General features: G+C 53.6%; 12 protein-coding genes. 6 read left to right on the forward strand and 6 right to left on the reverse strand.

From position 1 onward, the window contains the following. The first annotated feature begins 391 nt into the window (after positions 1 to 391). Both ACEPST_RS05580 and ACEPST_RS05585 read left to right on the forward strand, forming a co-directional pair. Positions 392 to 2,275, forward strand: coding sequence for a DUF5776 domain-containing protein (locus ACEPST_RS05580; protein ID WP_204120627.1), 1,884 nt, complete (start codon positions 392 to 394; stop codon positions 2,273 to 2,275). A 74-nt stretch (positions 2,276 to 2,349) separates the two neighbouring features. Continuing rightward, the gene (locus ACEPST_RS05585; RefSeq protein ID WP_204120628.1) at positions 2,350 to 3,111 is read left to right on the forward strand and encodes a MerR family transcriptional regulator; all 762 of its coding nucleotides are present in this window, start codon (positions 2,350 to 2,352) and stop codon (positions 3,109 to 3,111) included. A 58-nt stretch (positions 3,112 to 3,169) separates the two neighbouring features. On the opposite strand, the gene ACEPST_RS05590 is transcribed toward ACEPST_RS05585, so the two are convergent. Beyond that, a complete protein-coding gene (locus ACEPST_RS05590; RefSeq protein ID WP_204120629.1) occupies positions 3,170 to 3,634 on the reverse strand; it encodes a VOC family protein in 465 nt (154 codons plus the stop codon). 586 nt (positions 3,635 to 4,220) lie between these two features. On the opposite strand from ACEPST_RS05590, the gene ACEPST_RS05595 reads away from it, so the two are divergent. From ACEPST_RS05595 to ACEPST_RS05610, 4 genes are all read left to right on the forward strand, one after another. Further along, positions 4,221 to 5,828: a peptide ABC transporter substrate-binding protein gene (locus tag ACEPST_RS05595; protein WP_204120630.1), complete on the forward strand. Its 1,608-nt coding sequence runs from the start codon at positions 4,221 to 4,223 to the stop codon at positions 5,826 to 5,828. Positions 5,829 to 6,255: 427 nt separating this feature from the next. Then, complete coding sequence (locus tag ACEPST_RS05600) at positions 6,256 to 7,443, forward strand: metal-dependent hydrolase family protein (RefSeq protein WP_204120631.1); 1,188 nt, start codon at positions 6,256 to 6,258, stop codon at positions 7,441 to 7,443. Between the two features lie 466 nt (positions 7,444 to 7,909). Next, positions 7,910 to 9,517 carry a peptide ABC transporter substrate-binding protein gene (locus ACEPST_RS05605; RefSeq protein WP_204120632.1) on the forward strand — a complete coding sequence of 536 codons (1,608 nt, stop codon included), beginning with the start codon at positions 7,910 to 7,912 and terminating at the stop codon, positions 9,515 to 9,517. Positions 9,518 to 9,794: 277 nt separating this feature from the next. Next, positions 9,795 to 10,982, forward strand: a complete 1,188-nt coding sequence (locus ACEPST_RS05610) for a metal-dependent hydrolase family protein (RefSeq protein WP_204120633.1) — start codon at positions 9,795 to 9,797, stop codon at positions 10,980 to 10,982. A 66-nt stretch (positions 10,983 to 11,048) separates the two neighbouring features. Here the strand turns inward: ACEPST_RS05610 and ACEPST_RS05615 are convergent, their stop codons facing one another. From ACEPST_RS05615 to ACEPST_RS05635, 5 genes are all read right to left on the reverse strand, one after another. Continuing rightward, positions 11,049 to 11,891, reverse strand: coding sequence for a hypothetical protein (locus ACEPST_RS05615; protein WP_204120634.1), 843 nt, complete (start codon positions 11,889 to 11,891; stop codon positions 11,049 to 11,051). Between the two features lie 143 nt (positions 11,892 to 12,034). Continuing rightward, positions 12,035 to 12,274, reverse strand: a complete 240-nt coding sequence (rpsR, locus tag ACEPST_RS05620; protein WP_048733694.1) for a 30S ribosomal protein S18 — start codon at positions 12,272 to 12,274, stop codon at positions 12,035 to 12,037. A 28-nt stretch (positions 12,275 to 12,302) separates the two neighbouring features. Next, positions 12,303 to 12,869, reverse strand: a complete 567-nt coding sequence (gene ssb, locus ACEPST_RS05625) for a single-stranded DNA-binding protein (protein ID WP_204120635.1) — start codon at positions 12,867 to 12,869, stop codon at positions 12,303 to 12,305. A gap of 35 nt (positions 12,870 to 12,904) precedes the next feature. Then, on the reverse strand, positions 12,905 to 13,201 hold the full coding sequence (gene rpsF / locus ACEPST_RS05630) for a 30S ribosomal protein S6 (protein ID WP_203640007.1): 297 nt from the start codon (positions 13,199 to 13,201) through the stop codon (positions 12,905 to 12,907). 468 nt (positions 13,202 to 13,669) lie between these two features. Then, complete coding sequence (locus tag ACEPST_RS05635) at positions 13,670 to 14,284, reverse strand: helix-turn-helix domain-containing protein (RefSeq protein ID WP_395390567.1); 615 nt, start codon at positions 14,282 to 14,284, stop codon at positions 13,670 to 13,672. Between the last annotated feature and the right edge of the window lie 3 nt (positions 14,285 to 14,287).

Raw genomic sequence — 14,287 nt, forward strand, 5'->3', positions numbered from 1 at the left:
AACGGGGCGTTGGGTTACTTGGGCGTGGGGAATGCGGTGTTTCTGGGGACAAGGACGTTGGGTGTTGTGATAGATTACCCGAGGAAGATTGAAATTGGATGATTACTAACGCAGTGATTTTAGTTTTATACGTGGAACTATTCTACCTGACAATTTCTAAAATCATTCAATCGTATCCATTTCATCTTAATCTGGATTACCCCAGCCATATAAGGATTTTTATATTTTTATCAGTTTTCTTATCGCAGCGTATTTGCCAAATTTATGCTCAAATTATCAGCCGCACACATTAAACCATTTGTGCATTTTTCTTTAGGAAACATCTTTCTAACATGCTATACTTACCCCGACTGAAGAATCAGCTAATTGGCTCAGTTGGGGGGAGCACGTCATGGAAGCACATCGTCATTGCCAACAGCTATTCTGGGCAAGTCTCACGACCCTCACCCTAGTCTGCGGGATGCCAGTCATCTTCCCCAGTCCCGTGCTAGCCGCTGAAACGGAAGCAACCGAGACTGTGCCTAGTCCCGCCCATGCTGATCAGGACCCCGTCGCGTTCGCGGATGCCAACCTAGCCGCGTTGGTTGCCAAAGCCTTCAGCACTGAGGGCCGCCCCGTCACGTACGGGGATATCCGCCACTACCGCGGTGTTCAACCGGATATCAGCGACTATACGAGTTCTCTAGTCGCTACCTCCCTAGAAGGTCTCGAGAGTCTACGCGAATTACCCACCGGCATTGGCGTCACTCTTCAGTTTGATGTTGCTAAACGCGTCTCCTGGGCGCCACTGGCCGGGGTTCCGGTCTCGGGCAGTCTGACTGTCTTTCAGGATGGCATGCACAACACCGACTTCACCGCCCTCAACCAGGTGAACATTCTGGAAGACCCGTCGACCTTTCCCCGTCAGCTGTGTCTCACCGGGATTAGCGGCTATACGAACTATGCCGGATTGACCGATGCGGACATTCACCTGCTAGACCCCCTTCTTAGCAAATTTAGCAGTCTAAAATATCACAATCAGGACGGCCGCACGAACCTGACCATTAGTAACCAGCGGATCACCGACTTCTCCTATTTCAGAAAATTTGGCAAGGTCAATGTCCTGGGAATCGGCCAGTACGTCGACTTCAAACAGAAAGTCACCTACATTGATCCCGCCACGTTCACTCCCGAAACAATCGTCCGTCTACCGGCGCGGGTCAAGGGACTTGACGGCGAGCCCATCCAAAATAGCCTGAAGGTTTATAACAATGTCTCCAAAGCCTTGACCCTGGACGGCACGGATGCCCTGGTGAGTGGCATTTATCCCAAGACCAAGTGGCTCATCATCATGCCTAAGCATACATACGCCAATTATTCCGAAGCGGCCCCGATCGACTACGCCGATGGCAGCATCCTGCTAACCGACAGCCTCCAGTATTACCGACTGAAATGGGCGAAGGCCCCCGTGCCAGTCAAGCCGGCTCCGAAACCAAGACCTACACCTCAGCTACCGGCCAACCCCGCCCCAACTCCAGGCCCCACCACGACCAGTCACCCGCAGCCGCCACGGAAAGAGGCCGCTGCCAAGCAACATCCCCAGCATTTCCAACCCCGGGTCGTTTACGCCATCAAGTCACTCTACCTCTACCGCCACGCGACCTTTCGGGTCAAGGAGCGCCAAGCCAGATACGTCCAACAGCCGCGAGCTAATCGGCCGCTATTTATCATTATTGGCGAAACCAAATCTCACGCTGGACGCCGCCGTTACCGCGTGCGGGACATCAATCATGAGAGTCGCACGGATGGGCAAACGGGCTACATCACGGCCAGCACCGGCTACGTGACGGCGGCTTACTATCGAACGGCGCCTAGCCAGATTACGGTGATTGATCCGGCCGGAATCGATGCGCACTCGCAACCCCATCTGACGACCGCCAATCCGGTCATCCACTACGCCCAGGGGAGCGTCCTCAAGGTGGTCGCCATCCAGCACCGCCATCTCACGACGCGCTTGCAGCTCGCCAATGGGACCTACATAACAGCCAATCGTCAGCTCATCCGGGCCGGGAAACTCGTATCGCCCACCCACATTCAGACTAAAACTCGGGTGACCCGCTACGGCACGGCAAATCTCACGGAGCGGCGGCAAACCTACCGACCGGGACGGCGGCTAAAGGTTCTGGGTTGGTCCTACGCGCACCCCCACGACCTAAGTAAACCCAGCCCGCGGCGCTACCGCGTACCGGGTGGCTATGTAACCGCGAATCCGCGAGCGGTGCGGGTGATTGATTAGCGTAAATAAGTGCTTGACCTTGACGTAACGGCAACCTCTATAGTAGGTTTTAGGCAAGAAAAGGAGGTGGTCGCATGACCTACAGTGTCCAAGCCCTCAGCCAGCTCGCCGGCGTGAGTCCGCGCACCCTGCGCTACTATGATCAAATTGGCCTATTGCCAGCCCAACGCAATCCCACGAACGGGTACCGCGAATACCCAGAGACCGCTGTGGACCAGCTACAAGTGATTCGTTATTTCCAAACCTTTGGCTTTCAGCTCACCGCGATCCAAGACTTATTGGCTCAGCCTAAAGCAGCGCAAACAGCCGCCTTAGCCGACCAACGTCAGCGATTAGCCGCTGAGCGCGACCACCTGACGACCTTGCTAAATACCCTAGACCGCACCCTAGCGGCTAGAAATGGAGGTCCCCAAATGACCAATACAGAAAAATTTAGCGCCTTTAAGCAAGCACAATTAGACCAGAACGACCAGCAATTTGGCCCAGAGGTTCGGCAACGTTATGGCGCCAAAAGCTTTGCCACCAGTCAACAGAAATTTGCCAACCTGAGCGAAGCCGATTACCAGCAAATGCAGGCCACTGAGCAGGCACTCTTTCAAGCGCTCCGCACGGTGACCCGCAGTGGTGACTTAGCTAGTGAGGCAGCGCAACAGGTGTTCACGCTACACCAGCAATGGTTATGTTTCACGTGGAACAATTACACCGCAGAAGCTCACCGTGGCCTGGCCCAAATGTACGCCGCCGATAGCCGGTTTGCGGACTACTACAACGACCACGTTGGGCTGCCCGACGCCGCGCAAACACTGGTGGCCGTGATTACACGGTACGCCAAATAGTTAGAACTAAAAACGACTGATACCACCCCGCTAAAGGGACTGGTATCGGTCGTTTTGCTTACTTATTGGGGTCCTTAATCTGACTCCATTTCATCACGTGCAGCATCCAGGAAATCCCATACTTATCCGTGAAATGGCCCATTTTGCCACCCCAGAATTGTTCGGCAAACGGCATGTCAATGGTGACCTGGCCACTGGCCTGTAGGTGCTGGTAAAAGTCCTCGGCCGCCTGAACGCTGGCAGCATCATCCCCATCGATGTCTAAAATCATATCGACCTGATTGGACGATTGAACCGGGCCCCGGAAACTGTCTGCCACTTGAAAGCTCATGCCTAAGACGGTAAAGCCGCCATGGATGGTCATGCTGTCTAGATCAGCCTCAGCCGGCAGGTGAAATTGTTGCGCCTGCTCGGGTTGGGGACTGAAGCGGTACACGTCGGTCGCACCGAACACGTCTTGGTAATAGGCCAACGCCTCCTTGGCATTTTCAAACGCAAAACTAGGAATCAAACGGGATTGCATGGACAACCATCTCCTCAATTTAGATGGCTTAAGTGTACCAATCACTGGCAAAAACCGGTAGTGATTAGGCTTGATTATTTGGCAACAGCACGATCGGTGTTCATCCATATTTTTTTCTAAGCCGTTATTTCTATAAGACACCCACAAAAATCGGTTGTCTCCGCGGTCACTCTTTGCTAAATTTCCGTTGACATTCGTCGGATTCCTGCTAAACTAACAATCATTAACAATTGATTAGAAAATTAAAAAGTGATGATGAAGACTAGTAACGTCCTTGGTCCTTGTTAGCGAGCCCGGTTAAGTGCAAGCGGGTCAAGGCTGACGACGCGAACTCCCTTCTGAACTGTCAGCTGAAATTTAGTAAGCCCGACCGGTGGCAACCGTTATCCCTGCAGTGAATCGCGACCTGGCTGGCCCATCGGACCTAGCTGATGGTTACCGGCCTCTAGGAGTGTCGCCGTTCACGTTCGAGTAAAAATTAAGGTGGTACCGTGCGACAGCGCCCTTACGGAGAAGTTCTTTCCGTGGGGGCGCTTTTTGTGTCCACCACTATTTCTAAGCAATTGAAACTAGGAGGGTGTTCCACATGAAACATTTTGCAGCGCTAATTTCCGTCACCATGCTGGTGGCCATAACCTTGAGTGCCTGTGGCAGTAGTGCCGCGGGCCAAACCAATAAGAATAAAACCTTGAACGTCACTTTGGCCGATGAACCAGCCACTGTCGACCCTAACAAGGATACCGACACCAACAGTGCCAGCGTCATTTTTCAAACGATGGAAGGCCTCTACACATACAGCCGCAACAACAAAATCATCCCCGGGGTGGCCACCAAGATCGTCACGCCCACGAATCACGGCAAGACCTATACGTTTACCCTGAAGAAGACGGCCAAATGGGCCAATGGTCAGCCCGTCACCGCACAGGACTTTGTGACTTCGCTTCGACGCATGGCGGACCCCAAGACTAAGGCCCAATACGCGAGCCTCTTGTCGGCGTTTAAAAATTACAGCGCCATACAACACAGTCAGGCCGCCCCATCCAAGCTGGGAATCACTGCGCTCAGTAAAACCAAGCTGCGCATTCAGTTGACCAAGGCCGTGCCCTACTTCAATGACCTGCTGGCCAGCAAGTATTATCCGTTGAACACCGCCGCCGTGACCAAATACGGCAGTAAGTATGGGACCAGTGCCACCACGGCCGTCGCCAATGGCCCGTACAAGCTGGTCGGCTGGACTGGGAGCAATTCGACCTGGCACTACGTCAAGAATTCCCACTACTGGAACGCCAAGAACGTTAAGATCAAGCGCGTTAAGGTCGCCGTGACCAAGGACGAAACGACGGCCGCTAACCTATTCAAGGCTGGCAAGGTCCAGGAAACTACGGTCAGTGGCGAGTACGTCCGGGCCAATAGCAATGAAAAACAGCTCCACACTCACCTGCAGGGCCGCATGAACCTGTTGTATTTCAACCACAAACGGACCGTTACCGACTCCGAAAATTTGCGGCAGGCCGTTTCCTACATCGTCGACCGCAATCAATTGACCAGTCAGGTGCTCCAGGACGGGTCCAAGCCCGCGCTGAGTGCCATTCCACGTGGCGACCAAACCAATCCCCAGACGGGCGGCGATATGGCCACTGAAACCGGCAACCTGCTCCCCCACGACATCGCCAAGGCCAAGGGCTATTGGCAGAAATACCTGAAGGAGACCGGCAAATCCACCGCCACCATTAGCATTTTGACCGACGACAGTGACGACGATAAGAAGATCGGCACCTACCTCCAATCCGTGATGGAGAAACACTTCAAGGGACTGACCGTGAAAACGACCGCGCTGCCCCACGCCCAACACGTGGCCCGCGACTTCTCCGGCGACTTTGACATCAATCTGATCGGCTGGTCGACCAACTGGCTGGACGCCTCAGACTACCTGGACTTGGCGGCCAAGGATAACTCCGTCAATTTCACCCACTGGAATGACCCGACCTACAACCAGCTCCTGACGACCGCAGAAAATAAAACGGGCCAGGCGCGCTACGACGGCTTGGTCACCGCCAACAAATACCTGATGGGCGTCAAGGGCTACGTCCCCCTGTACCAGCCATCAGAGGCCAAATTGATCAGCGACAAGGTCGGCGGCTTGACGTACTCATTGATCAACGACGCCCAGTATCAGTATGCTTACTGGAAGTAGAGTGCGGAGAGAGCCGCTTAGACTCTGAGCATTAACGTCGGCTCAGTGATGCCCCCGGTCTTTGGGGGGATTACTGAACCGGGGTTAAGCGCAGGAGTCTGGCTCTCGGAGCACGTTTCCAAGGCCGCTGGTTTCCGGATAGATACGTGCAGAACAAGTCAAATGATTTAAGACACCGTAACCCTAAACGACCAAGAGTGCTTGGGCTTTCTAAGCGCAGGGCCTGCCTTGTGTAGCACGTTTCCAAGGCTGCTGGTTTCCGGATAGACACGCGCAGAACCCGTTTAACGACCTAAGACAAGATTAGGTCAATCACCGCCCAAAAGGACTGACTAAACCGTAATCAATCCCCCAAAGAAACCGCGTCATCAATCCCATCAATCCGTTACCAAACTTAAAACTCATAAAATTCAGGAGGACTCAAACTATGACGAAAAAAACATTCTACAACTTCACCCTATTTGACGGCACTGGCGATCAAAACACGCCGGACGCTTGGTTTACCGTGGACACCGACACCGGCAAGATCACGGCCAGCGGCACGGGACACCCCGATACCACCGACGAGCAAGTCGACCTCCACGGCCAATACGTCATGCCCGGCTTTATCAACGTGCATACCCACATCACTAGTAATCCCGACTCCTTTAGCGGGAGCTTCGGTGCGTCCGAATCGGAGTCCGCGGTCTTTGGCTACGAGAACCTCCAGAAGCTCCTCAAGTCAGGCGTCACCTACATTCGCCAGTGTGGCGCGACTTACGACGTCGATATCAAACTCAAGCGGCTCCAACGCGACGGGCTCCTGCCGCACACCCCACACATCATGGCATCCGGACGCGCCTTTTCAATGACCGGGGGCCACGGGGATGGCCGCAACTCAGCCTACCTGGTCGACTCCCCCGACGAAATGCGCAAGGGCGTGCGGCAAGCCTTTAAGGCCGGCGCCGAATGCATCAAGGTCATGGCGACCGGCGGGGTCATGACGCCCAACGACTTCATGGAGGACCCGCAACTCTCCGTGCCCGAGATGCACGTGGCCGTTGAGGAAGCCCATCACAAACGGCGTATTGTCGCCGCCCACGCGGAAGGCAATCCCGGAATTCAAAACGCCCTCGATGCCGGCGTTGACTCCATCGAACATGGCTTCTACGTTAACGAGGCCGAGGCGCATCAGATGATTGCCCAGGGGACCTACCTCACCCCGACACTAATTGCCGAATGGGTCATCCCCGAAAAAGGCCGCGGCGTGCTTCCCGATTGGGAGGTCAAAAAGGCTGCCGACGCCATTGATGACACCTACCACAACTTGAAGCGTGCATTTGAAATCGGCGTGAAATTCACCTGTGGCACCGATGCCGGCACCCCCTTCAACGGCTTTGACCGGACCCCCGACGAGTTCGGTTTGCTCACCAAGGTGGGGATGACCCCCGCGCAGGCTTATCAGTGTTCCAGTATCAACTCGGCCACACTTTTGGGGGTAGCCGACGACTACGGTACCCTTGAAGTTGGCAAGCACGCCGATTTCCAAGTGCTCCGGGCCGATCCATTAGCCGATACGGCCGCTGTGAAACAGGCGGATAAGGGCGTTTACGTGGGCGGCATTCAACAGTTTTAATGGTCTTCGGAATAATTAATTTAAATTTTCACGTTGACAAATAATTTTTCGGTGCTAAACTAGCAATTATTAACAATTGATTAGAAAATGAAAATGTGATGATGAAGTCCAGTAGCAGTGACCATCCTTGTCAGCGAGCCCGGTAAAGTGAGAGCGGGCCAAGCCAGTCGCCGTGAACATCCCTTCGGAGCAGTTAGCTGAAATCCAAGTAAGTGTCAACCGGGAGCATCCGTTATCAATGCAGTGAATCGCGGGAGTAGTCGCGGCTTCAATCGATCCTAGCCCTTGGGCCTCGACTCCTAGGAAGCCCGCCGTTCATAGTCAAGACGATGCGTTTTCGCGTCGCAAAAATAAGGTGGTACCGTGCGCAAGCACCCTTACAGAGAAGTATTTTCTGTAGGGGTGCTTTTTGTTTGGCCACCGCCGCTAATGTTCTAATCAATTGAATTCTAGGAGGGTGTTTCACATGAAACATTTTGTTTGGACTGCACCACTAGCTTTACTCACTGTCTTATCCCTAGCCGGTTGTGGCAGCGCGGCTGGTCACACGACCAATAAAAACCGCACGCTCAACGTGACGCTGGCCAGTGAGCCCGCCACCGCCGACCCCAACAAGGACACCGACACCAACAGTGCCAGCGTCATTTACCAGACGATGGAGGGCCTCTACACCTATAACAAAGCCAATAAAATTGTGGCCGGCGTCGCGACGAAGGTCGTCACCCCCACTAATCATGGCAAGACCTACACCTTCACCCTGAAGCAGAATGCCAAATGGGCCAACGGGCAACGCGTCACCGCCCAGGACTTCGTGACCTCGCTCCAACGGATGGCCGACCCCAAAACCAAGGCCCAGTACGCTAGTGTCCTCTCGGCATTTAAGAACTACACTGCCGTCCAAAAAGGCACCCTACCTGCTTCTAAGTTGGGCGTTAAGGCGCTGAGCACGACCAAGCTCCAATTTCAGCTGAGCAAGGCCGTCCCATACTTCGATGACCTGGTCGCCAGCAAGTATTACCCGCTGAACACGGCCGCCGTCAAGAAATATGGTCAGAAGTACGGGACCAGCGCCGCAAAATCCGTGGGCAACGGGCCCTACAAGCTGGTCGGTTGGACCGGCAGTAACGCCACCTGGCACTACGTTAAGAACCCCCACTACTGGAACGCCAAAGAGGTTCAGATCAAGCGCGTCAAGGTGGCCGTCACCAAGGACGTGAACACCGCCGCGAACCTATTTAAGAGCGACAAGGTCCAGGAGACCACGGTCACTGGTGAATACGTACGGGCTAACAGTAATGATGCGAGCCTACATACCCATTTGACTGGCCGCTTGAACTACCTGTACGTCAATAGCCGCAAGACCGCGACGAACTCCGAGAACCTGCGCCAAGCCATCTCCGCCGTCATCGACCGCAAACAATTGACCAATAAGGTGCTCCAGGATGGTTCCAAGCCAGCCCTGAGCGCCGTGCCACAAGGCGACCAGGCGAACCCGAAGACCGGGCAGGATATGGCCAAGGAAGTCGGCAACCTGCTCCCCCACAACGTCGCTCAGGCCAAGACTTACTGGGCGAAATACCTGAAGGAGACCGGTAAGACCAAGGTCACGCTGAATCTCTTGACGGATGATACCGATGACGATAAGAAGGTCGGCACTTACCTCCAATCCGAAATGGAGAAGAACCTGAAAGGCCTGACCGTTACCACGACCGCCATCCCCCACGCGCAACACGTGGCTCGCGACTTTGCCGGGACGTTTGAGCTCAACCTCACCGGCTGGTCGACTAACTGGTTGGACGCCTCCGACTACCTCAATTTGGCAGCCAAGGGCAATACCGTCAACTTCACCAACTGGAACGACAGCACTTACAACCAGCTGCTCGCAACCGCCGATGGTCAGACCGGCTTAGCTCGCTACAAGTCGCTGATGAAGGCTGACAAATACTTAATGAGTGTCAAGGGTTACCTGCCCCTCTACCAGCCATCCGAGGCCAAGCTGATCAGCAGTAAGGTCGGCGGACTCCACTACTCGCTGTTAAACGAGGCGCAGTACCAATACGCTTACTGGAAATAGGGGTAACCCCCTTGCCTCCGGGGCGGTGAAAATGAGACCGGTCCGCTGTGGGCGAACGCCCGGAGCCAAAGTTCGGTCTCCGCGCTTACTTTGAGCTGAAAGAGCACGTCTCAAAGCTATCAGTTCCCTAGGTGGCGGACCCACCAAGGGAACTCCCACGGCTAAGCTCATTTTCACCACCCCTGCGGCTGATACTGGCTTAACCCGTAATCTTTTAACTTATTAAACAGCTATGTAACCCATAACAAATGCACTTTAAATCTTAGGAGGAATTTCTATGACCAAAACCACTTTCCATAACTTCACCCTGTTCGATGGTGCTGGCGACCACAACGTGCCTGATGCCTGGTTCACCGTTGATAATGACACCCACAAATTAGTTGACCGCGGCCAAGGTACACCGGCCACCGCTGATGATCAGGTCGACCTGGGCGGCCAATACGTGATGCCCGGTTTCTTCAACGTCCACACCCACGTGACCCTGAGTCCCGACTCCTTCAGTGGTCAGTTCGGTCAATCCGAGTCCGAGGTCGCCGTCTTTGCCTACGAGAATTTACAAACACTCCTCAAATCCGGGGTCACCTACGTACGACAGTGCGGAACCACCTACGACGCCGACGTCAAGCTCAAGCGCCTGCAACAGCAGGGACTCCTGCCCCATACGCCGCACATGCTGACGTCTGGGCGCGCCTTTTCCATGACCGGGGGCCACGGGGATGCACCCCACGCCGCCTACCTAGTCGACTCTCCCGACGAAATGCGCAAGGCCGTCCGCCAAGCCTTTAAGGCCGGCGCGGAAACGGTGAAGGTCATGGCGACCGGCGGTGTCATGACGCCCAATGACTTCATGGAAGACCCGCAACTCTCCGTGGCAGAAATGCACGCGGCCGTTGAAGAGGCACATCACAAGCGTCGGTTAGTTGCCGCCCACGCGGAAGGCAACCCGGGGATCCAAAACGCCCTGGACGCCGGCGTCGATTCCATCGAGCACGGTTTCTACGTGACGGCGGATGAGGCGCGGCAAATGGTTAAGCAGGGCACCTACCTCACGCCCACCCTCATTGCCGAATGGACGATTCCCGCCTTCGGTAAGGGCGTGCTTCCGGACTGGGAAGTGAAGAAATGTGCCGACGCTTTGGACGATACCTACGTGAATTTGAAACGGGCCTTCGAGCTCGGCGTCAAATTCACCTGTGGGACCGACGCCGGCACCCCCTTCAATGGTTTTGACCTAACGCCAGACGAGTTTGGCCTGTTGACGCGCGTGGGCATGACCCCAGCGCAGGCCTACCAGTGCTCGAGTTTAAACTCGGCGGCACTGCTGGGCGTCGACCAGGAATACGGCACACTAGAAGTGGGCAAGTTTGCTGATTTCCAGGTCTTGAAAGCTGATCCGCTGGCGGACACGGCCAACGTCAAACAAGCCGACAAGCAAGTCTACTTAGGCGGCCATCGGGAATTTTAGGCAACAGAAAAGCAATGCCTCAGCGAAGGATTCGACCCCTCACGCTGAGGCATTGCTTTTTTGATTTTATTTCGTCGTTTGCGCCAAAACTACCGCGATTTGACCATTTTCAACGAGGCAAACGCCCAGTCGCCAACTACTATCGAGGCTGGCGATCTTTTCGGCGGTCCACCCCTGACTGGCTAAAGCCTCCTGCAGCTTGGCAATTCGACCAGCGACCGGTTGGCCGTAGGTAACTTGCCAATACCAGTACAGCTTGTTGCTAGAATCCAGGTTAAATTCATCGGTGTATCCTTGAATGTTCTTGAAGTCGCTTGAATCCAGCGAGAACGTGCTGACAGGTACAATATTCTTGTAGCCACTAATGCTGGTTGGGAATGAATCAAAGCGCGTTGCCGTGTACTTAGACAACTGGAAATCTAACGGAACGTTGGGAAAGACTTTCAGAACCGCTCGCGTGAGTTTTTGCGACGGATCGGTCTGAATGAATTTCGTATACGCCGCAGCGCTCTTGAAGTTCCGCGGTGTCTTCTGGCTATAGGCCGTCAGGTACTTGTTCCAGACCAGCCCCTTAATCTTCTTGTCATAGGTCGTGACCTGGTAGTAGACGCCCTTCCCCGGTTTGGTGACGGTGCCCACCAAATACCAAGACGTCTTCGGATAGTTACTCAGATTATGAATCTTCTTCGTGTGCTTTAAATTCCACATATAGGCTTTTTTCGTCGTCACGCTGGTCGCATACAGACTCGGTGAATTGGCGTCCCCATTGGGCTGCGTCAGTAACTGATGCGTTGTGGTCCCACTTAACCAACTCTTCGCGTGGGCCGTGGCCGGCTGACCGATGCCTAGCCCGACTGCCGCCCCGACTAATGCCAAACTCACACCTAACTTAAATCCCCGTTGTCTCATGTACATCATCTCCTCATACCCGCCATTTTAGCATGAATCTGTAGAATTGGGCAGATTGTTACCTATTTACATTGTAACTTTCATCTGTTGGACATAAAAAAAGACCAACCACATCTCTGTAGTTGATCTCATTTCGGTTTTAATTAACCTTCTTCACTGACGAAAGGCATTAAGCCCATGATCCGTGAACGCTTGATAGCGATGGTTAACTTACGTTGGTTCTTGGCACTAGTGCCAGTAACCCGACGAGGTAAAATCTTGCCTCGTTCGGAGATAAACCGACGTAATAAGTCAGTGTCTTTGTAATCAATGTATTCGATGTGGTTGGCTGCAATAAAGTCAACCTTCCGACGGCGACGGCCGCCACGACGTTGTCCTGCCATGTGGAATTCCCTCCTCGATAATTAGTGTTTAGAACGGTAAATCATCATCTGAAATGTCAATTGAATCGCCGGAGTTCGCAAACGGATCGGCTGAGTTATTGTTCCCAGCGTTCCCCTGATTGTTGTTGACCGGGTTCGGGTTCGTATTTTGAGTTGGGGCAGCCGAAGCTGTGTTCCCACTCGTGTACGGGTTGGCATTTTGATTCTGATTTTGCTGAGGAGCATTATTCGCGGAACCACCATTGTAGTTACCACCGTCGTTGTTGGCGTTGCGAGAACGCGGTTCAAGGAATGAAAAGTCCTCGACGACAACTTCGGTCACGTAAACACGTTGGCCTTGTTGATTTTCGTAATTCCGGGTCTGGATGCGCCCTTCAATTCCGACAAGGGAACCCTTGTGGAAGAAGTTAGCAAAGTTTTCCGCGGACTTGCGCCAGATGACGCAACTTACGAAATCAGCTTCCCGTTCACCAGATTTGTTGGTGAACCGCCGATCAACAGCCAGCGTAAAGGTGGCAACAGCAGCACCGCCTTGGGTATAACGTAAGTCAACATCCCGTGTCAGTCGGCCAGTAAGTACTACTCGGTTGATCATTGCTGAATAACTCCTCTCAATAGTTAAAGTTTAAATTAATCTTCGCGCTTAACGATCATGTGACGTAAGATGCTGTCGTTGATCTTAGCTAAACGGTCGAATTCGTTTAAAGCTGCGTCATCAGTAGCGTTTAACGTGATAACGTGGTAGATACCTTCGTTAAAGCCACCAATTTCGTATGCGAACCGACGCTTTGACCAGTCTTTCGAGTTGATCAATTCTGCACCGTTGTCAGTCAGTACCTTGTCGAAGCGTTCAACCAGAGCGGTTTTAGCGGCATCGTCAAGATCTGGACGAATGATGTAGGTGATTTCGTATTTAGTAGTTTCCATGAATGTTACACCTCCTTATGGACTTCAGGCCCCCACTGCAATGTGGAAGCAAGGAGAGACACTAGCGTAAGCCAGATACTCACAAGCTAGTAGTATAGCATAGAATGCAATCTTAAGCAAATCGGGGCCGACCGATGGGTGGTTGCTTACGTTACATAGGTTAACTCCGTAAAAGAAGGCCAAATGTTTTTTTATTTTTGAAATTTTTTCAATTAATTTGCAACTATCATGACAGAAAGCCCCGCATATCCAAAAAACGGGGCGTTTACCTCCCTCGACGTAAACGCCCCGTTGCACTCATCCCTATGATAATTCCGCTTCCACCTGACTAGGTACCATCTTCAAAGCCAACGCCAACAACAAGTAGCTGTCTGGCAGCAAATAAGCTAACCGTTGCTCCTGACTCCACTGAATGCCCGCTTGGAGCACGCGACTAGCCTCAGCGGGCGCGTTCCTCTGTAGCAGGCTCTACGCGTGCTGATAGTAAACGATTGGTAAATTGGCCGGATTGTCCAGTACTCGATCCTGCTGAATAATAGTCCACGCCCGTTCAAACCCGTCAAAATTAGGCGTCTGACGCGTCTGGACACTCACCGCATTCTCCGCTGCCATCAGCAACAAGTCCAGTGACCGGTACTGCTTCGGGTGCTGGGGCGTCATGAACATCAGGCCCGCGCGCAAATGGAGCTCGGCCGCATCGACATCCCCAATAATGGCCAGCGACCGGCCATAGTAATACAGCACGGCCTGCCGATCCGTATCCGTCGTCAACCGGTGGAGCACGTCGCCAGCGGCGATATTGGCCACCAGCTCGCTGTATTTTTGGTTTTGCCACCAAGACTGCAGTTGCTGACTAAACGTCGGCAGACGCTGAATGGGGTAGCTCTGTGGCAACGGCTGATTACGCACGATGCCCAATTGCCGGTAGAGTTGCGTCAGCTGCGCCACACTCGGGGTCTGTTGCCCCTGTTCGATGGCCGCCAACACATTTAACGGACACAACCGCGTCGCCAGGGCGGTCAACGCCAGTCCCCGTTGTTGCCGACACCTTTGTAAGTAGCTCCCAACCATTTCAAACGTCATGAT

The organism is Levilactobacillus sp. FUA 3915 (genome assembly GCF_044053135.1).
Classification (GTDB): domain Bacteria; phylum Bacillota; class Bacilli; order Lactobacillales; family Lactobacillaceae; genus Levilactobacillus; species Levilactobacillus lanxiensis.

What these genes read in the sequence shown, in the direction of transcription:
- ACEPST_RS05580 (WP_204120627.1), top strand. Translation starts at nt 392, where the DNA reads ATGGAAGCACATCGTCATTGCCAACAGCTATTCTGGGCAAGTCTCACG.
- ACEPST_RS05585 (WP_204120628.1), top strand. Translation starts at nt 2,350, where the DNA reads ATGACCTACAGTGTCCAAGCCCTCAGCCAGCTCGCCGGCGTGAGTCCG.
- ACEPST_RS05590 (WP_204120629.1), bottom strand. Translation starts at nt 3,634, where the DNA reads ATGCAATCCCGTTTGATTCCTAGTTTTGCGTTTGAAAATGCCAAGGAG.
- ACEPST_RS05595 (WP_204120630.1), top strand. Translation starts at nt 4,221, where the DNA reads ATGAAACATTTTGCAGCGCTAATTTCCGTCACCATGCTGGTGGCCATA.
- ACEPST_RS05600 (WP_204120631.1), top strand. Translation starts at nt 6,256, where the DNA reads ATGACGAAAAAAACATTCTACAACTTCACCCTATTTGACGGCACTGGC.
- ACEPST_RS05605 (WP_204120632.1), top strand. Translation starts at nt 7,910, where the DNA reads ATGAAACATTTTGTTTGGACTGCACCACTAGCTTTACTCACTGTCTTA.
- ACEPST_RS05610 (WP_204120633.1), top strand. Translation starts at nt 9,795, where the DNA reads ATGACCAAAACCACTTTCCATAACTTCACCCTGTTCGATGGTGCTGGC.
- ACEPST_RS05615 (WP_204120634.1), bottom strand. Translation starts at nt 11,891, where the DNA reads ATGAGACAACGGGGATTTAAGTTAGGTGTGAGTTTGGCATTAGTCGGG.
- rpsR (WP_048733694.1), bottom strand. Translation starts at nt 12,274, where the DNA reads ATGGCAGGACAACGTCGTGGCGGCCGTCGCCGTCGGAAGGTTGACTTT.
- ssb (WP_204120635.1), bottom strand. Translation starts at nt 12,869, where the DNA reads ATGATCAACCGAGTAGTACTTACTGGCCGACTGACACGGGATGTTGAC.
- rpsF (WP_203640007.1), bottom strand. Translation starts at nt 13,201, where the DNA reads ATGGAAACTACTAAATACGAAATCACCTACATCATTCGTCCAGATCTT.
- ACEPST_RS05635 (WP_395390567.1), bottom strand. Translation starts at nt 14,284, where the DNA reads ATGACGTTTGAAATGGTTGGGAGCTACTTACAAAGGTGTCGGCAACAA.